Below are 17,855 nucleotides of genomic sequence, written 5' to 3'. Positions count from 1 at the left end.
CGACTTCCCCTGTGATAGGTTAACTAAATTAGTCATCCGTGGCTTACACGGAAATCGTGACAGGCCCCGACTTGGTCGTCCACCGCAGGGGTGACATCGGATCTCCGCGTACATCCGGTTCGACCAGCGCCATCAAGGCCGGACGTAGACCGGGATCCAGATCGGCGGCCTTCCTGCGGCCTCCTCCGGGGTGACGCGTTCGGCCAAGCGGTTCCTGACCCGAGTCGAGCTCCGCGACGCCCCGCGAGACGGTCCCCTCACCCATCCCGGCCGCCTTCGCCACAACACGTACGCCGCCGTGGCCCAGCGCACGAGCTTCGGCACCGGCCAGCAGTCGCCGTTGCCGCTCGTCCAGGTGCGGGAACACCGCTTGGAACTTCGCCGCCAGCGAGTGCTGCATCTCCACCAGTATGGCCATACCACACCAACGACGATCACAACGAGAAGCAGCGGCTTATTTCTCTGCAAGCCCTAACTCCGCGGCATTGCTGCGCGACGACCTGCGGTCGCCCTTGACAACCCCATGTCAAGCTGAGGGTGGGTCGTCCCGGCGCGAGGCTGTGCAGCTGTCCTCGGCGGTGTCCAGACCGAGCCCTGCGAGCGGCCTGCGGCCACCGCCTGCGGGCGGCGGTGGGGTAGCGGCTACCGGGGCGACGTCAGCCCTGGTCATCAGAAGTGTGTCGCGCAGTGTTGCGGGTGGCGACATCTTCGAGGAGATCGGCGGCGCGGGTGGTGGCGTCGAGCTGCCGGATTTCCTTGCCTAGTGTCGCGGCCGCGTGCCGGTGGGGACCGTCGGTGAGCATGCGTTCCACCACACGTCGCAGGTCTGCAGGGGCGACCTTCTTGGTGACCACCTGGGCGGCCCCGGCGTTGGCCACAGCCCGACCGACCATCGGCTGGTCGAGCAGTGGGTGCATCGGCATGACAACGAGGGGTAGGTCGTGGGCCAGGGCGCGCATCGTCGTGGCGTGCCCGCCGTGCCCGACCACCAGCGAGACCTGTGGCATGAGGGTGTCGTGGGAGACGAATCGGTGCACCTCGTGGTTCGGCGCGGTGCGCAGTGACGCCGGGTCGATGACCGGTCCGGTCGTCACGATGACGCGGGCGTCCAGGTCGGCGGTCGCGTCGAGCACCCTTTGCAGTGCCGGCTGCATCCCTGGGTAGTGGAACGTGCTCAGGCTCACCAGGACAGCTGGGTCGTGGCTATCGAGAGCGTGCCGAGGCGGCAGGTTGAGCAATGGGCCCACGAAGCGGACATTCGCCGGGGTCGGGCCGGCTGCAGCGGGATCGAGCGAGGCGGGGGCGCCGACAAGACAATGCGCGGCGCGGCTCCAGGTCGCGACGGGGCGCAGTCCCTTCAGGCGCGCGACGATTCCGACGGGGCCCCGCAGCCAGCCTCGCCGCAGATAGGCGTCGAAGAGGTGTTCGAGCGAGACGAAGGGCTGCCCGGCGTCGGCGCACGCACGTTGGACGGGCACGAGCAGGCAGTCCGCCAGCACCACGTCGACGGGTCGGGTCGCGAGCTCGGCCAGTACGGCCCGGCCCAACCCCGTGTCGGTCATCATCGACACCAGCCGCGGGACGCTGTTGGGTGTGGTGCCGTCGAAGGGCCGCACCCCCTGGTAGGGGGAGAAAGCGAAACCGGCGGCGGTGAAAGCCACGTGCTGGGATTCGTGGCCCAGGAATCGGACGGTGTGCCCACGGCGTCGCAGTTCAGCCGCAACCACCATCGCCGGTGCCACGTTGCCCCCACCGTGCCAGGTGGCGATCAGGAACTCAGACATCGGACTTCCCTTCCGAGACCGTCCCGAGTCCGGCGAGGACGCTCCTCACCAGACGTTCCGTGCGGCGCGTGGTCTGCGCCCGGCTCAGGCCGCGGTCGAGGCGCAGCAGCTTCCAGGTGTAGACATCGCACGCCACCACCAGCAGATCCACAGCCTGCTCTCGATCGCTGCGAGTTCGGGGCAGGAAGGGCGCGAAGACCTGCTCGACCCAAGAACGGTGCAACGCTCGACCCTGCGTGGTGATGCGGGCGGCGACCGGCTCGCGTTCTTCCTGGGCGAGGAACAACAGGGCGGCGCGGCCGCGACGCTCATAGTGCTCGGCGAGCACCCGCATCGCGGCCGCCACGTCACCCACGGGGGCGCGACGTTCCTCGACGACCTGCTCACGGCCATGCTGGTGGGCCTGCTCGAACAGTCCGGCGCGTGAGCCGAACCGCCGCAGGACGGTCTGGACGCTCACGCCGGCCCGTTCGGCGACGTCGTCGAGCGCGATGTCGCTGAGCATCCGCTCACTGGCCAGCGTCACCACGGCGTCGAGGATCGCCAGCCGGGTCGCTTCGGCGGCCTCGGCCCGTGCGCCCATCGTGTAAGCACGTGCGGTTTTCATGATACTCATAGTTAACGCCAATATGGGATTTCGTGTCAACGATCGTTTACGCGAACGTCGACGGCGTGGGCTTCGGCCGGCCCGGGGGGAAGCCCTTCAAGGGGGGTGGGTCGTTCCCGGCGCGGGACCGTGCCGCCGTCCTCGGCGGTGTCAAGTCCGGGTCCTGCGTGGCTTGCGGCCGGCCTGGACACCGCCTGCGGGCGGATGGTGCTGGCCGCTGTCGGGAACGACGCGAGGGCTGGTCAGGGCGCCATGTGGGTGGGCCCGGGGTTGTCGGTATGGGGCGGTTTGCGACCGCGGAGAGGTGACTGGCTGGGCCGTAGGGGGCGCGGTCTTGCCAGCATCGCCAGATGATGCGGAGCCAGGCGCGGGCGAGGATCCGCACGGCGTGGGCGTGGTCGTGCCCGCGGGTTCGGGCTCGGGCGTAGACCTGCCGGGCCCAGGGGTTGGCCTGGCGGTCGGCCGCGGCGGAGTCGACCAGGCCCTGGCGTAGGCGGTAGTTGCAGCCGCGGCGGAACACGACGTAGTGGGACCGCCCGGAGGCGCGGGTCGAGGGCGCGATCCCGGCTGCGCCGGCGAGACACCAGCATCCGCCCGGCTGACCAGCCCGATGGTGCAGTCTGTTGCGCGGGTCCCGCGGGCGCCGAAGCGGCGCTCAGCAGCTGCTGCTGAGAGCGGGTGGAACGCGGCGTCGGAGCAGTGCCCGGACCAGTATCGGTGCACCGACCGCAGCGGGAGCCGGGGCCCGTTGTCGACGTAGAACGCGGTCAGCATGCTGATGTAGGCAGACACCCATCCCGGTGATGTGGACCGCGAGCCGGGCCGGGTGGGCCAACCGCACAGCGCTGAACCCGGCGCCCGCGGCGCAGACGGTGACGACGCCCAGGGCCGCGAGGTGCTAGCGATTCACCCAGTCCACAGCAGCCAGCACCGGCGCCGTGAGGCCCAGCCCGAGCAAGCCGAGTAGGAAGGTGCGGCCGAAACGGCGATGGCGACGGCTGCCCTTGCGGCAACGCAGTGATCGAGCGGTTGCGCACCGGTAGCGGCGGTCGGATCGACCTGCCTACGGGCACGGTGTATCCGGCATTGCACCGGCTGGAGCGGGCCGGCTTGATCTGCAGTCAGTGGTCGTCGGATTCGGGCCGGCGGCGGCGCAGCTGCGAGCTCACTCCGGCCGGAATCGCCGGATTGGACACCACCCGCAGCGGCTGGGAGGAGTTCTCGACCGCAGTCAGCGCGAGCGCCGCGCGACTCTGCTGCTCCCTGCCAGCGGGCCAACGGTGCGCACGGAGCTGGCACAACCTCGCCGGCCGGTAGTCGCGACTGCACGACCGACTGTTGCCCCCTCGGGGACGATCAGTCGGCTACCGGAGCGAATGTCGGGCGGGCCGATGTGTGGAGGATCAGCTGCCGCACGACGTTCAGATGCTCGAGCATCCAGCGTCTCCGCGGTCGTTGTCGGGCACTTCCTGGTGCTATCCGAGGTGGAGCCGACCGACAGTCTCCTGGTCGTCAGTGACGAGCATCGATACCCACATCTGCCCGAGCCAGGTGGCGTAGCGGTCGTCGGTCCAGCCGCGCTCGACGACCAGGCGGTGCCAGAGGGTCCCGTCCGTCGTGGACCACAGCACGTCGCGGCACTCCTGTGCGGAGACTGCGAGCCGCCCGGTGCGGGCAGCGGCGGCCACATGGATCCCCATCGCCTCGAGCCGTGCGCTGTCGGCCTCCGCCACCAGCGCGGCCGCGGCGGGTTCGCTGGTAGCGGCGCCTCGCAGCGCGCGCAGTAGTGGTGCCGTGCGTCGCATGATCGCGGTGTTGACCTCGGCGAAGCGGGTCAGCCGGGTGGCGAGGTCGGGCTCGGCGAGGACCGCGTGCATCTCGGGCCGGTCGAGGAGGTGGATGTCCTGCTCGTCGCCGCCGACCGCGACATCCCACGCCCGGTGCAGGAGCGTGGGCTTGTTCCGGAACGTCGCGTACACCGTCTCGGTGGCGACCCCTGCCTGTGTGGCGATGTCCGCCATCGTCGTGCGGCCGTAGCCCTTGTCGACGAACAGCGTGTGCGCGGCGGAGACGATCCGCCGCTGGTTCTCCCGCGCCTGCTCCTGGCGTCGCGTCGAGTCGTAGCGCCTCTTGACACCCTCACTCAATCGGGTACACCATTCTCATATTGAAAACAGGAGGACTGTATCGGAGGTCATCATGGCACAGGTCGACAAGTTCCTCGCCGAGATGCTGCCGCGATGGCAACGCGCATACCGGGCGCTCTGCGGCGGCGACGTGGAGCCCTGGGCCGCCATCTGGTCCACCCGCGATCCGGTCACATTGTTCGGTGCGGGCGGATCCGCGAGCGGGAGCGAGGGGGTGCGACAGGTCCAGACTTGGGTGGCCGGCCGCTTCGCCGGGCTGGTGGACGAGAAGCAGGAGTTGATCGCGGCCGGGGCCTGCGGCGACCTCGCCTACACCGTCGCGCTCGAACACAAGACCGTGGAGGCTCCGGGTGGTGAGCAGGTGACGTACACGCTGCGCACCACCCACGTCTTCCGCCGGGAGGACGGCGAATGGCGGATAGTCCACCGTCACGGGGATCGCCCCCCAGAGCGCGAGGACTTCCCGGTCGCGTCGGCCGCCGGCGTGGCCTGACCGGCACGTGGCATCTGACGTCGAGTCCGGTTCCTGGAGGGTCGTTCACGAATCCGTCGCGACGGCCCGACCAGCACTCGTGGAATCACTGAACGGCGGAACTCTCCCTCGCGACCGGCAGCGTCGCACAAGCGGCGACAGCGCAAGGCTGACCGCCGCGAACGGCGACATCGCCGTCCGCAGCGCCGACATGGCGCATCGACGCCCGCCCCGGCGGCGCCGGAGCGACCGTGGAGCCATTCGTGGTGCGAGACGGTGTTGCTCGGAGTGGTTTCAGTGCCTACGTGGAGGGCATCGGGCCTATTGTTGCTGCTAGATGCCCGGTGCGTTGTCGGCGGACTGCTTTACACCCGAGCGGTCGCAGGTTCGAACCCTGCTGCGCCCACCCCTGCGACAGGGACATTTGCAAGTCGCTGATCTACGGGTTCGTGTCCGTGACACCGCGATGGCACGCGGAAGATGTACGCGAAGTACCTGGGGAAGCGCGTCCGGACGTTCGTCGGGCGGCTGAAGGCAGCGGCGGTCGACGTGGAGGTGCTGGACTCCCTGTACGCCGAGCTGCGCCGATGCCGCATCAATTGCAGCTCCCGCGACGGCACGGACCACCGACAAGCGCTGCCGTCCGCATCGGTGCAATCCGCTGTCGTCGACGACGATCCGCCACATCCACTTCGTGCTCCGTGCGGCCTATGAGAAGGGCGTGCGGTGGCGGTGGGTGGCGGAGAACCCGATCCTGCTGATCGACCCTCCAGCCGCGAAGCAGCCCACCCCTTACCCGAGCCGCTCGGCAGCAGGGGCGGTCGGGTAGTTGTTGATCAGGCCTCGGATCGTGGTGGCGCGGCGTCGTCAGGGTGCAGCAGGCCCGCGGTGAGGATGTCGGCGAGCCAGTTCTGGTACTGGTCAGGGGTTCGGCCGAGTCCGAGTTGTTCGGTGTAGAGCTCTGGGCGGGTGAGGGCGAGCAGGGTGACGGCGGTTTCCTGCTGGTCCAGTCGTGCGCGACCGCTAGCCTTGGTGAGGAGTTCGGTGGCGCTGCGGTGGCTTCGGTTGTGCCGTTGCGTGGCGAAGTCCGTCCATGCGGCGGCGATGTCGGGGTCGAGGGGCGCGGCGGCGTGCAGTACCTCGAGGACGGGTGCTGCGCGGTCGTAGATCCGCCGGGCGTTGCGGGCGATGAGGTGCAGCTGGCGGACGGGGTCGGGCTCGTGCAGCTGTTCCTGCCACCAGTCCTGTTCTTGCACGTCGGCCCCGTAGTCGGCCCCGGTCGTGGCGCGTTCGACGGCGCCGATCAGCAGGGTGCGCTTGTTGAGGAATCCCTTGTAGACCGTCGGCACGGCCACGCCGGCGTGGCCGGCGATGTCCTCGATCCGGGCTCCGGCGTATCCGCAGCGTTGGAAGACCTCGCGTGCGGCGTCCAGGATCCGCGCGCGCGTGTGCGCGGCTTGTTCGGCACGCAGCCCGCTGGGGCGCTTGACCCGGCCCGTCACCTGAGTACAGTACCGCACTATTCAGTATAGTTTCACTATACTCAAGGGCGGTGGGTGATGGACAGGATCGTGGTGGCCGGCGGCAGCCTTGCGGGGCTGGTCGTGGCGCTGTTCGCGGCGCGCAGCGGGCGGGAGGTGGTGGTGCTGGAGGGCGACGACCGGCCGGTTCCCGCCGCGCCCGAAGACGTCTGGCAGGGCTGGCGCCGGCGCGGGGTGCCGCAGTTCCGGCAGTTGCACGGGACCCAGGCGCTGGGCTGGTCGATCCTCGCGGCGCGAGCGCCGGATGTCCTGGCCGAGCTGGGCGCGGTGGGCGCGTGCGCAGCGCAGCTGCTCACGCTCCCGGGGCCGGTCGCTGCCGAGCTGGTGCAGCTGCGCTGCCGTCGCCCGATCCTGGAGTGGGTGTTGCGCCGGACCGTGCTGGCCGAGCCTGGTATCGAGTTCCGGCCGGGCACCGAGGTCACCGGGCTGCGCCTGGGTGGCCGCAGCCGTCCGCGGGTCTCGGGTGTGATCACGACATCCGGTGAGCTCGCCGCGCAGCTGGTCATCGACGCCACGGGGCGACGGTCGCGGATCGGCGAGTGGTGCGTGCACGCGGGTGCGTCCGCGCCCCAGACTCGGACCGTCGAGACCGGTCAGGCGTACTTCACCCGGTGGTTCCGCCGCTCCACCCCCTTCACGGCGACCGATCCGATGTTGCGGGTCGAGCTGGCGTTCGCGACGCTACTGCTGTGCCCCGCCGATGCGGACTGGTTCTCCGCCACTTTCTTCGCGCCGGTGGGCGACCGGGCCCTGCGCAGGTTGCTGATGGACTCCGATGGGTTTCGTGCCGCCGTCGCCTCGGTGCCCTCGGCCGCGGCCTGGCTGGAGGACGCACGCCCGGTCGGGACCGTGCAGTTCATGGGCGGGCTGGCCAACCAGTTGCGCCACACCGCGCCCGACGGGCGTTCGCCGGTCGGGCTGCTGGCGGTCGGCGACTCCGCGGTGTGCACCAATCCAACGTGGGGGCGCGGTGGCGCGCTCGCGATGGCCTCTGCCGCCGCGCTGGTCGACGCCATGACCGCATTCGACAACCCGTCGGCCGTCACTCGAGCCCACACCGTGTGGACCACGCAACATCACGAGCCGTGGTTCTACGACACGCTGCTGCTCGACGCCGAGACGAACGCCGCCTGGGCAGGCAGGCCGCCGAGCCCGCACCTGGACCGTCCGTTCCGCCACGCCGCCGCTGCCCTTGTGGCACGGACCGATGCCGGCGTCGGCGTCGCCTACATGCGCTACCGCAACCTGATCGACCCGCCCGAAGCGTTCTGGGGCGACACCGAGATCGCTGATCGAGTCCTCGGCGCCACCAACGCCGGCGCCACCACCCACCTGAACGACGCGCCGTTGCCATCCCGGCAACAGTTCCTCGCGCTCGATCACGCCGTTGTCTGACAACGCGAGCCCCACCCGCATGTCACGTCCAACCCGATCTCATCGGTTCGGTGGCCATAGAGAAACGTGATCCGCTGAGGTGAGCATCCGCATCTTGCTCGATGATCACGAACGCAGCGCGTGGTCAGGCGTCGGGTTGCGTGGCGCGAATGATTGCTGCTGCGGCATGGTTGTGGACGCCGTGGGTTTCGGTGATCTCGACATCGATCAGGCCGGCATCAGCGACCGGTGTCAGTCCGAGGCGGGCAGGGTGGCGCCGGGGAAGCCGCGGACGGGGTGGATGTCGTAGGTGAAGATGCCGGCTCGGATGCCGGGGTCGGCGTCGAGGATCTGTCGGGTGATGTCGGGGGAGGCGTTGAATACGCCGAATCCGGCGATGCCGCTGTTGTCGGTGCAGGGCAGGACGACGGCGAGGAGGCCGGCGTCGACGAGTGCCATGTTGCGGCGGCCGTGTTCCCAGATGATGGGGTCGACGTCGGGGCGGACACAGGCGTCCGTTGTGCGCAGCACGATCGCGGTGTAGGGCTGGGCGGCCTGCAGGCGCTGGTGCATCTGGTCGTTGGTGATCGTCGGCAGGTCGCCTGGCCATGTCGGTGTCGGGTCGGGCTCGTGGGTGCGGTGTACGGCTGCGGCGAAGGAGTCGAGGCTCCAGCCGGAGCCGACGGCGTCGCGCATCTGTTCCCAGCCCTCGCCGTGGCGGTCGAGGTGGCGGTGGGTGAGTACGACGCGGGTGCGGTCCGGCCCGAGTGCGGTGAAGGCGATCTCGACTTCGCTGGCGCGGGCGGGGTCGGTCTCGATGGTCCAGCGGGTGGTGATGTCCCAGCTGAACACGACGCGGTCGGGTGGGTCGTAGGCGAGGATGCGGGCCCAGCGGCATTCGCTGCCGTCGGTGCCGCGGTCGATGATGTTGCCACCCACCCAGGGTTGGAAGGTCATCTCGGCCAGGGGTGCGGTGAGGATGTGCTTGTCCTCGTCCCACCAGGTGCCGATCTCGGCGGTGAAGACATGGAACGCCCGGGTGATCGGGGCGTCGACCTCGACGGCGGTGTTGACCGACGTGGTGGTCTTGACGGTCACGGGTTCTCCAGCGGGTGCGCGGGCGTGGGTGTTGGGGTTGTCGGCTGCTCGGCGGCGACGCGGAATGCCGCCAGCGATCGGGTCCAGAACGCGTCGAAGTAGGAGCGCAGGACCGCGAGTGCGTCGGGGTCGACGCTGTAGACGCGGCGGGTGCCCATGGGTCGGTCGGTGACCAGGCCGACGGTCTTGAGGATCTGCAGGTGTTGCGATACGGCCGAGCGGGTGATGGGTAGGTCGCGGGCGAGATCGGTGACGGCCGAGGGACGGTCGACGAGACGTTCGAGAATCGCTCGCCGGGTGGGTTCGGCAAGGGCTTCGAGGAGGGCATCAGCGTTAGTCATGGCTAACGAAAGCCTGCACTAACGCTCCGTTCCCGTCAAGGCTCCACGTCGGTGGCGGGGGAGCAACACAGGTCGGGCACGCTGGTAGCGACGATCCTCCTGTTGCGGGCGTGGAGCGAGGCGGCCCGCCGCTGGAACGCGAACTCCGCCGAGGGCGAAGCGACGACCCACCCTTGGTGAGGTTGCGGCCCGGATGACACCGGTGACCGGGGTGCCGATCGGCACGGCTACGACGAAGCCGGGTCCCCGTCCAGCGGCGAGGAGCTCACCGCTCGTGCGTGGCGCAGTGGTGTGTCCAGGGTTGCGGCACTGGGGGCCGCGGCCCGCTGCGGCCGGTGTCGGGTGATCCGGCGATCACCGCTCTGAACCCTGCTGCGCAGGCTCGAGGACATGAAGGACTCCCGCAGATCGGCCGCACAGCCACTGCCGGTCCGGTGGTCGACGTGTGGACGGCAACTCGCTGACAACGTCTCGAGCGGACACCGTCGACAGCGGACCGATGCGTCCGAGCGCGACTGGTCCCGATCTGTTCGGGGTATGAGAGGAAGGTGACTCGCTCCCATCGCCGCAACGAGGCCACGCGCGGCGCGCGCTTCGGTGCGCGGGCCGTGCTGGCCGCCGTTGCGCTGGGTCTGCTCGCGGTGCCGTTCGGCCTGCTGTTGTTGCTCGTGGAAGCGCAGTGGTCGCCGCTGCTGCGGGCGGATGACGCGGCGCGGGACAACCTGCACGCGTTCGCTCTGACCCGTGGCGGTTTCGTGGCGGTGATGGAGGCGCTGAGCAACATCGGGAGGTGGTGGGCCTACCTGATCTGCTTCACCGTGGTGATCGGCTGGTTGTTGTGGCGCCGGCTGGTCCGGTTGGCGTTGTTCGTCGTTGTCACGGTTGGCGGCAGCGGGCTGCTCAACGAGCTGGTGAAGCTGGCCGTGCACCGGGCCCGTCCGGTGCTCATCGATCCGATCGCGAACGAGACGGGTACGAGTTTCCCCAGCGGGCACGCCCAGGGCGCGATGGTCGGCTATGCGGTTCTGCTGCTGGTGTTCCTGCCGGTGCTGCACGGGGCTGCCCGTCCGATCGCGTTCACCGTTGCGGTGCTGATGGTTCTGGCGATCGGGTTCTCCCGGGTCGCGTTGGGCGTGCACTACGTGTCGGATGTCCTTGCCGGATATGTCCTCGGGGCTGCCTGGGTCGCGTTGATGGTCGCGTCGTTCAACACATGGCGCCGTGAGGGCGGTCGCGGGCCGGCCGATCTGGCAGCGGGCCTCGAGCCGGAGATTGGGCCGGGCCTCGATCCGCGGGAAATCTGACACGCGGGATATCTGCGCGGACGGGAGAAGTTGTGCCGGGTGGCGTGACCCCGGGTGGTCGGATCGGGTACTGCCCGACGATCTACGGCGGCTGGCTCGTTCGTGGTGCGAACTGTGGTGAGCTCGTGCTCGACGTCATTGCGCAACACCCAGCGCCGCCGCCATGTTGATGGCGCTCACGATGGCGAGAGGTGCCGACGGCGTGATCGAGTTCAGCGGCCATCTCGCCGATGCATGCGCACACCAGGCGAGGCCGGGTCCGTGGTTCGGTGCGGGCTCCACCACAACGCTGGATGATGGGGGGAGTTCGAGCAGGGCCTTGAGCATTCGAATGGCAGCGGTGCGCTTCAGGAGATGGTGGCGCCGATCCTCGAACTCCGGCCATGCCGTACGGCACCCGGTGCGGCGGTCATGGGATCGGAGTTGCGGTGCAGGGGCCCGCGCGACGGTCCGCGGGCGTTCTATGCGGAGGCTCTCAGGGGCTCGAGGGCGGCTAGGACGAGGTCGAGGCCGAAGGTGAACTCCTCTGCCGGGTCATAGCCGGCAGCGACGAGCGCCGCGGCGGACTCGTTGAGGTAAGGGAACTCGTCAGGAGGAAGCTGAGGGAGGAAGACGTCCTCGGCCACGTCCGCGAACTCATCGGCGGTGTCGAACGGCAGGCTGGCTTCCTGCAGGGCGAACCCGTAGACGTAGACGTCGAGCAACCAATTGGCGTGCGTCGCCATCAGAACCGAGAAGCCGGCCCTCCGCAGGCAGGCGGTGACCGCCTCGCGGTGGCGGAGGTGCGCGGGCCCTGGCGATGTCCTGGACTCCATCAGCCCGATCGCCCACGGGTGGCGTGCGAGAACCTGTCGGGCGGATACCGAACGCCGTCGCATCGCCGACTGCCAGTCAGTCCCCTCGGGCGGCAGCTCGATCTCCTCGAACACGACGTCGATCATGGCGTCCAGCAACTCCTCCTTGCTCGCCACGTAGTGATAGAGCGACATCGCGCCCGCGCCGAGCGCGCCGGCCAGCCGGCGCATGCTCAGCCCGTCGACCCCCTCGCGGTCGGCGAGCCGGACCGCCTCGACCACCATCCGCTGCCTGCTCAGTCCCGCGTCTGACGCGACCTGGCGTTGTTTCCTCGCAGACACAGATCATCTCCTCGTTCCCTCGACGGCTTGACAATCGTACAGCGTACGGTCATAGTCCGACGTACGGTGTACGTCGTACGGTGTACGAGCAAGTGAGAGTCACATGGCGGACGTGCGGAGGCCCTATGGGAACCGAACAGCGATCGAAGGCGTCAGCACGCCTGGTGTCAGGGACGAGCCCGGCCGGGGCGGCGACGATGCGGGCCGCCGTCCAGCACCGCTACGGCCCGCCCTCAGTGCTCGAGTCGTCCGAGGTCGGGCTACCGCTGCCCGGTCGAGGCGATGTGCTCGTGCAGGTGGGCGCGGCCTCAGTACATCCTGGCGACTACTTCGTCATGACCGGTGAGCCGTACGTGGTGCGCCTGGCGTTCGGGCTCCGCCGGCCGCGCCACGGCATCCCTGGCAGGGACCTCGCCGGCGTGGTGAGAGAGGTCGGGAAGGATGTCACCGCTCTCCAGCCCGGCGACCAGGTGTTCGGCTGGAGCACCGCTGGAACGCTCGCCCAGTGCGCCTGCGTCCCGGCGGGGAACCTCGTGTCCACGCCTGCCAACCTGTCGGTCGTGGACGCGGCAGCGGTGCCCACGTCGGCCATGACGGCGTTGCAGGCATTGCGCGACATCGCGAACGTTCGTCCGGGCCAGACGGTGCTGGTCACGGGCGCGTCGGGCGGCGTGGGCTCCTTCGCCGTACAGATCGCCAAGGCGTTCGGCGCCGAGGTGACGGGTGTGTGCAGCGCCGGCAACGTCGACCTGGTCCGGTCGCTCGGTGCCGACCACGTCGTCGACTACACGAGGACCGACTTCACCCGAATCGGGAAGCGCTACGACGTCATCCTCGACAACGTGGAAGCCCAGCCCCTGGCGGCTGTCCGCCGAGCGCTGACGCCGACCGGTGTCCTCATTCCCAACAGCGGACGCGGTGGCCGCTGGCTCGGTCCGCTGGGCCGAATCGGCAAAGCCCGCCTGTTGTCGCGGTTCACCAACCAGAGCCTGCGGCCGTTCCTGTCGGTCGGGAAGCACGAGGACCTGCTCGCTCTGGCCGACCTCCTCGCGGCCGGGCGGGTCACGCCGGTCATCGACCGCACCCATCCACTCAGCGATGCCGCCGAGGCGCTCCGCTATGTCGGTGCTGGTCACACCCGAGGCAAGGTCGTCGTCACCATCTGACGACGGGCCGGCCCACCTCAGTTGACGCGTACCCAACCCGGCCGCCACACCGCGGACGGACCCCCGGAGGAGCAAGATGATGATGACCAGGACAACCAGGGAGAACGCCCGCAGTCGTTTCGTTCGGGGCCGGCTCGTCGGCGCCGCGGCGATCGCGTTCGCGGTGTCGGTGGTGATGGAGAACGCGGTGCTGGCGGCTTCGGGCGCGCCGGCCTTCGGCGCTCCGATCGAGGAGGTGCTGGCCTACTACGCGGCCAACCGCGACTCGGTCGCGATCGTGTCCGGTCTGGTGGCCCTGTACCTGCCGCTGCTGCTCGTGTTCGTGACGGGCCTGCACGGCCTCGTGGAGCGGCGCGGCGGAGCCGGCGCCGACTGGTCGCGCATCGCCTTGGCCGCCGGCGCGACGCTGTCGGCCATCTTCGTGCTTGTCAACGTCCTGCAGATCGGGCTCGCGCTCTCCGCCGGCGGGCTCGCCGGGCCGACGCCCGCGTTCGAGCTCGTCTGGCAGGTCCACGCGGCGGCGTTCGCGCTGGCGCTGTCGACGCTCGGCACCACCTTCATCGGCGCGGCCCTCGCCGCGCACGCGAGCGGGCTGACTCCGGCTTGGCAGCGCCTGCCGGGACTGGTGGGCGGGAGCTTGCTGCTCGCCGCGGGGTTCGGCAACGTCGCGATCGCCGACGGCTCGACGCTGATCTTCGTCGGGCTCGCAGGGTTCGCCGCCTGTCTCGTCTGGCTGATCGTGACCGGCGTGCGCCTCGTCCGTAGCGACGTCGATTGACCGTCGGTCTGCGTGCTGATCGCCGGCCCGCAGGCCGGTCCGCCCACGACACTCCGGCCGTCAGAAAGGGTGGTGGGCTCGCGCGACGCGGACCTGCGCGCGCGGGACGACGTCGCCCCTGAGCGGGCCGGCGATACGCCAGGCCCGGTGCACGGGATCCTCGATCGGGTAGCTGGCTGACCGACCGGACGGCTACCGGATCGAGGTCGTGCAGTGGCCGGCCGGACACGCCGCCGGCATGACGATCGCCGATATGGGCGGCGCGTGACCCTTCCTGCTCAGCCGGTCACCGCGTCGACGGCCTCGATCACGCGGAGGTCGTCGCGGACCGCCCAGTGCCCGGTCAACCGGTCGCCATCGACGGTGAAGACGTGGAGCTGCTGCCAGGCGATCTGCGCGCCGCTCGGCGCTCGGTCACCGAGCCAGGGCACCCGTGGAGCTCCGCTCTGCGCTCCTCGAAGCTCCGTTCGATCCAACCCCAGACCATGTCCCAGGTCTGCGGCCCGCGCCCGCCGCTGACGTGATCGTGGAGATCGGGGCTCATCATCGCCTGGAAATCGGGCTCACCGTCGGCAATCCAGCGGGCGTAGGCCTGCGCGACCTGTTGGGGTTCGAGCACCGACCCACTGTGGCACAACGTTGCCGGCCTGGTCACAACAGCGCTCGTGCCTCGCGTACGGGCCAGCCGCGCACCGCCGGCCGCCACGCTGCCGTGCGGCCGACGTCGCCCGAGTACCGCTCAGGACTCGGCGAGCATCAGCATCGTCTCGAGGCGCACGCCGTCCTGGCGGACGGCCGCCGCCGCCGCATCGGTCTTCATGAACGCCTCGAAGGCCGCGAGGTCGGGGATCTCGGCGAGCAGGCCGACCTTGTTCGATCCCGCGGGATCGCGGAACGTCCCCACCGCGATGGCCAGCGATCCGAAGGCCTCGGCACGCTTCGATGAGTTCCACCAGTGCTCGACGTCCTCGACCTCGTGCGTGATCAGATACGTTGCCCTGGTTCTCCTCCCGCGGTACTGCGCTGCTGGGAGGCTGAAAAGTACTCACGCCCTGCGCTGAGGTCTCCTGCTCGGAGCGCGACCAACCCGAACGAGATCACAGCTGCTGGATCGCCTCACGGAATCCGGCGATGGCGGCGTGGTAGAACCTGGGGCCGTAGGAGACCCGTGCGACGCCCAGCTCCCGCAACGCCGCCAGGTCCAGTTCGGGTCCGACGTTGCCGTTCACCGGGCCGGGCAGCTCACCCACCAGAGCCGCGAGGTCGCTGCGGCTGCGCACGCCGATCGGATAGATGCAGTCGGCGCCGGCCTCCCGGTACAACCGACCCCGTCGCACCGCATCGGCCACCCGATCCGCCTCCGGCACCCCGCTGGATGCCAGGAAGGTGTCGACCCGAGCATTGATCACGATCGGCACCCCGGCGTCCTCCGTGGCCGAGCGGACCCCGGCGAGCCACCGCGCGTGCGCACCCGCCTCGACCAGCCCTCCCGACCCGTGGTCGGTGTCCTCCAGGTTGCACCCGGCCGCGCCGATCTCCAGCAACCGGTCCACCAGCTCACGCGGCGACATCCCGTACCCACCCTCGGCGTCCACCGTCACCGGCACCGGGACCGCCCGCACGATCCGCGCGGCCGCCGCGAACATCTCCTGCCACGGCGCACCCTGACCATCGGGGTGACCCAGCATCGCCGCGATGCCGTTGCTCGGCGTGGCGACCACGGGGAATCCGCATTCCACCACCACCCGCGCACTGGCGGCGTCCCACGCATTCGGGAGCACGAGCATCCCGTCGCCGTGCAGGTCGCGCAGCGTCGTGGCATGAACGATCAATCGCGGATCGGCTGTCATCGTCGTCCCCTCGTCAGAACAGGTATCGGGAAGCCGAACGATCTCCGACAGCACCGCCGGCTCCCACCCTCACGAAGACCAAGACACCGCGGCCGGCCGAAACTGATCGATACCCTCGGGTGATCCACCGACGGGTTCCCCCGGCCGATCCCCCGGACGTGGCTGACCCGCGCCGCGGCGGCCCGGCAGCATCCCTGTGGTTGTCGAACAGGAAGTGGTGCCCGACATGAGTGACTACAACGCAGTGCTCGCGCGGAATCCGGAGCAGGCGCCCAAGCCGATCGGTCCGTACTCCCAGAGCGTCGCCTTCTCCCACTACAACAACCTCGCGGCGCAGCTGCCGATCGACCCGGAGACCGGCGAGGTCGTGTCGGGCGGCGTGAAGGAGCAGGCCACGCAGGTCCTCGCCAACATCAGGGCCGTTGTCGAGGCGATCGACCACGTCATGGACGACGTGGTCCGGCTGTCGGTGTTCGTCACCGACATCGCCGACGTGGATGCCGTCGACGCGGTGATCGCGACCACCTTCACCGGCTACGTACCCACCCGCACGACCGTCGCCGTCACCGCACTGCCGCTCGGCGCCGTGGTGCAGATGGACGCGCTCCTCTCCAACGGCGAGGGAACGATCCCGGACGCCCCGCAGGCCGGAGACCTCGTCAAGGTCGTCGACAACACCGAGCGGGCACCGCGGAGCCCGGCGTCCTCGCAGACCGTGGCCTTCTCGCACTACAACAACGTCAGTGCGCAGCTGCCCATCGATCCGGCGACGGGCGAGCTCGTGGCCGGCGGCGTCGCCGATCAGGCCGCGCAGTGCCTGGCCAACATCAAGGCTGTTGTGCAGGGCATCGACGTTCCCCTCGACGACATCGTCCGGATCACGATCTTCCTCACGAACCTCTCGGACATCGACGCGGTGAACGAGGTCTACTCCACCTTCTTCCCGGACACGGCCATCGCCCGGACCGCGGGCTACCTCCCGGCCCGTACCGTGGTGGAGGCCTCGGCCCTACCGCTGGGTGCCCTCGTGCAGATCGAGGCGGTCGTCTCACACGGCGACGGCACGCCGCCGCAGGCCGTCGAGGACCGGCACGGGCTCGTCATCCGGGCCCACAACACGGACTCGGCACCCCGCAGCCCGCTGTCCACGCAGACCGTCGCCTTCTCGCACTACAACCACCTCTCCGCCCAGCTGCCGATCGACGCGGCGACCGGGGAGCTGGTCGCCGGTGGCGTCGCGGACCAGGCGCGACAGTGCCTGGTGAACATCAAGGCCATCGTGGAGAGCATCGACCATGCGTTGGACGATGTCGTCAAGGTCAACCTCTTCCTCACCGACATCGCCGACACGGCCGCCGTGGACGAGGTCTACTCCACGTTCTTCCCGGGTGGCGTCCCCGCCCGCAGGACGGTGTGCGTCTCGGCCCTGCCCGGCGGTGCCCTGATCCAGGTCGACGCCGTCGTGGCGAACGCCGAGGGAACCCCTCCGACGGCGTGATCCGCCCTATGCGCGGGATGGCCTCACCGGCGGTGCGTACCGCGCCGGGCGGGAGTGCGCCGGGCGGCGCTCTTCTTCGCGGGGGCAGGCCTGGCCGGTGGCGGCGTGGCGTTCCCGCGGGGGGTGCGTGAGCTGTTGGCCGTGCGCCCGCGGACGATCCCGATGAACTCCTCCATCAGCTCGGTGTTCTCCGCGTCCGGCCAGGCGAGCGCGACGCCCGACCCCGGCGCGTCGGCCAGCGGTCGGTGGACCAGGTCGCGGCGGTGGTGCAGGCGGGCCAGCGACTGCGGGACGACCAGCAGGCCGACGCCCGCGGCGACGAGCTTGATCGCCTCGGCCGTCGTCGCGGGGGTGAACGCCGCCGAGCGCCCCGGCCGGTCACCGGGCCAGACGAGGGTGTCGTCCTGCGGGCGGAGGACGATCTCCTCGGCCAGGTCGGCGACTCCTGCCTCCTCGGTCGCGGTGAGGACGTGTTCCTTCGGGACGACGGCCACAGTGGTCTCGGTGTAGAGCGGGATCGTGTGGAGCCCGGTCCGGTCGATCGGCAGCCGGAGCACGGCCGCGTCCACCGCGCCGGTCCGGATCAGCTCCACCGCCTCGTCCGTGGTCGCCGTGACGAGCTCCAGGGTGACGTGGGGGCGGCGCTCGGCCCACATCCGCACCCACTTGTCCGGCGTGACGCCGGGAACGTAGCCGAGCCGGAAGACTGCGGTGTCACTCGGCTCGGTCACCGGCCCAGGCTATCGGCTGGTCCGCACC

At 69.8% G+C, this 17,855-nt stretch carries 18 protein-coding genes and 1 pseudogene; 7 read left to right on the top strand and 12 right to left on the bottom strand.

Features of this window, described 5'->3' with window-relative positions; translation table 11 throughout:
• Window positions 1–67: 67 nt before the first annotated feature.
• The 3 genes and pseudogenes from ACFPFQ_RS43230 to ACFPFQ_RS43220 all read right to left on the bottom strand — a co-directional run.
• A pseudogene (locus ACFPFQ_RS43230) lies at window positions 68–418 on the bottom strand (ISAzo13 family transposase); the annotation flags it as partial.
• Window positions 419–656: 238 nt separating this feature from the next.
• On the bottom strand, window positions 657–1,784 hold the full coding sequence (locus ACFPFQ_RS43225; protein ID WP_379629088.1) for a glycosyltransferase: 1,128 nt from the start codon (window positions 1,782–1,784) through the stop codon (window positions 657–659).
• Window positions 1,777–2,313, bottom strand: a complete 537-nt coding sequence (locus ACFPFQ_RS43220; RefSeq protein WP_379629087.1) for a TetR/AcrR family transcriptional regulator — start codon at window positions 2,311–2,313, stop codon at window positions 1,777–1,779. Before ACFPFQ_RS43220 ends, ACFPFQ_RS43225 begins: the two co-directional genes overlap by 8 nt.
• Window positions 2,314–3,408: 1,095 nt before the next feature.
• Here ACFPFQ_RS43220 and ACFPFQ_RS43215 point away from each other — a divergent pair.
• On the top strand, window positions 3,409–3,708 hold the full coding sequence (locus tag ACFPFQ_RS43215; RefSeq protein WP_379629086.1) for a PadR family transcriptional regulator: 300 nt from the start codon (window positions 3,409–3,411) through the stop codon (window positions 3,706–3,708).
• Between the two features lie 158 nt (window positions 3,709–3,866).
• Here the strand turns inward: ACFPFQ_RS43215 and ACFPFQ_RS43210 are convergent, their stop codons facing one another.
• On the bottom strand, window positions 3,867–4,538 hold the full coding sequence (locus tag ACFPFQ_RS43210; protein ID WP_379629085.1) for a TetR/AcrR family transcriptional regulator: 672 nt from the start codon (window positions 4,536–4,538) through the stop codon (window positions 3,867–3,869).
• A gap of 52 nt (window positions 4,539–4,590) precedes the next feature.
• On the opposite strand from ACFPFQ_RS43210, the gene ACFPFQ_RS43205 reads away from it, so the two are divergent.
• Window positions 4,591–5,031 (top strand): YybH family protein, encoded by a 441-nt coding sequence (locus ACFPFQ_RS43205; RefSeq protein WP_379629084.1) that lies wholly within the window; start codon window positions 4,591–4,593, stop codon window positions 5,029–5,031.
• Between the two features lie 815 nt (window positions 5,032–5,846).
• On the opposite strand, the gene ACFPFQ_RS43200 is transcribed toward ACFPFQ_RS43205, so the two are convergent.
• Entirely contained in the window at window positions 5,847–6,512 is a 666-nt protein-coding gene (locus ACFPFQ_RS43200) for a TetR/AcrR family transcriptional regulator (protein WP_379629083.1), read from the bottom strand.
• Between the two features lie 57 nt (window positions 6,513–6,569).
• Here ACFPFQ_RS43200 and ACFPFQ_RS43195 point away from each other — a divergent pair, with 57 nt between their 5' ends.
• The gene (locus tag ACFPFQ_RS43195) at window positions 6,570–7,946 is read left to right on the top strand and encodes an FAD-dependent oxidoreductase (protein ID WP_379629082.1); all 1,377 of its coding nucleotides are present in this window, start codon (window positions 6,570–6,572) and stop codon (window positions 7,944–7,946) included.
• Window positions 7,947–8,177: 231 nt separating this feature from the next.
• Here the strand turns inward: ACFPFQ_RS43195 and ACFPFQ_RS43190 are convergent, their stop codons facing one another.
• Both ACFPFQ_RS43190 and ACFPFQ_RS43185 read right to left on the bottom strand, forming a co-directional pair.
• Entirely contained in the window at window positions 8,178–9,023 is an 846-nt protein-coding gene (locus ACFPFQ_RS43190) for an SRPBCC domain-containing protein (protein ID WP_379629081.1), read from the bottom strand.
• Window positions 9,020–9,364 (bottom strand): ArsR/SmtB family transcription factor, encoded by a 345-nt coding sequence (locus ACFPFQ_RS43185; protein WP_379629080.1) that lies wholly within the window; start codon window positions 9,362–9,364, stop codon window positions 9,020–9,022. Before ACFPFQ_RS43185 ends, ACFPFQ_RS43190 begins: the two co-directional genes overlap by 4 nt.
• A 641-nt stretch (window positions 9,365–10,005) precedes the next feature.
• Between ACFPFQ_RS43185 and ACFPFQ_RS43180 the strand changes: the two genes are divergently transcribed.
• Window positions 10,006–10,668, top strand: a complete 663-nt coding sequence (locus ACFPFQ_RS43180) for a phosphatase PAP2 family protein (protein ID WP_379629079.1) — start codon at window positions 10,006–10,008, stop codon at window positions 10,666–10,668.
• 461 nt (window positions 10,669–11,129) lie between these two features.
• On the opposite strand, the gene ACFPFQ_RS43175 is transcribed toward ACFPFQ_RS43180, so the two are convergent.
• Window positions 11,130–11,747 (bottom strand): TetR/AcrR family transcriptional regulator, encoded by a 618-nt coding sequence (locus ACFPFQ_RS43175; protein ID WP_379629078.1) that lies wholly within the window; start codon window positions 11,745–11,747, stop codon window positions 11,130–11,132.
• A 221-nt stretch (window positions 11,748–11,968) separates the two neighbouring features.
• Between ACFPFQ_RS43175 and ACFPFQ_RS43170 the strand changes: the two genes are divergently transcribed.
• Window positions 11,969–12,970 carry an NAD(P)-dependent alcohol dehydrogenase gene (locus ACFPFQ_RS43170; protein ID WP_379629077.1) on the top strand — a complete coding sequence of 334 codons (1,002 nt, stop codon included), beginning with the start codon at window positions 11,969–11,971 and terminating at the stop codon, window positions 12,968–12,970.
• Between the two features lie 79 nt (window positions 12,971–13,049).
• A complete protein-coding gene (locus ACFPFQ_RS43165) occupies window positions 13,050–13,748 on the top strand; it encodes a hypothetical protein (protein ID WP_379629076.1) in 699 nt (232 codons plus the stop codon).
• A gap of 278 nt (window positions 13,749–14,026) precedes the next feature.
• Here ACFPFQ_RS43165 and ACFPFQ_RS43160 read toward each other — a convergent pair whose 3' ends face one another.
• The 3 genes from ACFPFQ_RS43160 to ACFPFQ_RS43150 form a co-directional block, all read right to left on the bottom strand.
• Window positions 14,027–14,179, bottom strand: a complete 153-nt coding sequence (locus ACFPFQ_RS43160; RefSeq protein ID WP_379629075.1) for a hypothetical protein — start codon at window positions 14,177–14,179, stop codon at window positions 14,027–14,029.
• Between the two features lie 308 nt (window positions 14,180–14,487).
• The gene (locus ACFPFQ_RS43155; protein ID WP_379629074.1) at window positions 14,488–14,652 is read right to left on the bottom strand and encodes a hypothetical protein; all 165 of its coding nucleotides are present in this window, start codon (window positions 14,650–14,652) and stop codon (window positions 14,488–14,490) included.
• A 193-nt stretch (window positions 14,653–14,845) separates the two neighbouring features.
• Window positions 14,846–15,598: an isocitrate lyase/PEP mutase family protein gene (locus ACFPFQ_RS43150; RefSeq protein WP_379629073.1), complete on the bottom strand. Its 753-nt coding sequence runs from the start codon at window positions 15,596–15,598 to the stop codon at window positions 14,846–14,848.
• Window positions 15,599–15,824: 226 nt separating this feature from the next.
• On the opposite strand from ACFPFQ_RS43150, the gene ACFPFQ_RS43145 reads away from it, so the two are divergent.
• Entirely contained in the window at window positions 15,825–17,096 is a 1,272-nt protein-coding gene (locus ACFPFQ_RS43145) for a RidA family protein (RefSeq protein WP_379629072.1), read from the top strand.
• Window positions 17,097–17,119: 23 nt separating this feature from the next.
• On the opposite strand, the gene ACFPFQ_RS43140 is transcribed toward ACFPFQ_RS43145, so the two are convergent.
• The gene (locus ACFPFQ_RS43140; protein ID WP_379629071.1) at window positions 17,120–17,827 is read right to left on the bottom strand and encodes a LysR family substrate-binding domain-containing protein; all 708 of its coding nucleotides are present in this window, start codon (window positions 17,825–17,827) and stop codon (window positions 17,120–17,122) included.
• Window positions 17,828–17,855 lie beyond the last annotated feature (28 nt).

The organism is Pseudonocardia sp. GCM10023141, assembly GCF_042653605.1.
The sequence above is the reverse complement of the archived record's forward strand: the minus strand, read 5'-3'. Positions and strand labels throughout refer to the sequence as shown.

What these genes read in the sequence shown, in the direction of transcription:
- ACFPFQ_RS43145 (WP_379629072.1), top strand. Translation starts at nt 15,825, where the DNA reads ATGAGTGACTACAACGCAGTGCTCGCGCGGAATCCGGAGCAGGCGCCC.
- ACFPFQ_RS43175 (WP_379629078.1), bottom strand. Translation starts at nt 11,747, where the DNA reads ATGGTGGTCGAGGCGGTCCGGCTCGCCGACCGCGAGGGGGTCGACGGG.
- ACFPFQ_RS43195 (WP_379629082.1), top strand. Translation starts at nt 6,570, where the DNA reads ATGGACAGGATCGTGGTGGCCGGCGGCAGCCTTGCGGGGCTGGTCGTG.
- ACFPFQ_RS43225 (WP_379629088.1), bottom strand. Translation starts at nt 1,784, where the DNA reads ATGTCTGAGTTCCTGATCGCCACCTGGCACGGTGGGGGCAACGTGGCA.
- ACFPFQ_RS43185 (WP_379629080.1), bottom strand. Translation starts at nt 9,364, where the DNA reads ATGACTAACGCTGATGCCCTCCTCGAAGCCCTTGCCGAACCCACCCGG.
- ACFPFQ_RS43205 (WP_379629084.1), top strand. Translation starts at nt 4,591, where the DNA reads ATGGCACAGGTCGACAAGTTCCTCGCCGAGATGCTGCCGCGATGGCAA.
- ACFPFQ_RS43165 (WP_379629076.1), top strand. Translation starts at nt 13,050, where the DNA reads ATGATGACCAGGACAACCAGGGAGAACGCCCGCAGTCGTTTCGTTCGG.
- ACFPFQ_RS43150 (WP_379629073.1), bottom strand. Translation starts at nt 15,598, where the DNA reads ATGACAGCCGATCCGCGATTGATCGTTCATGCCACGACGCTGCGCGAC.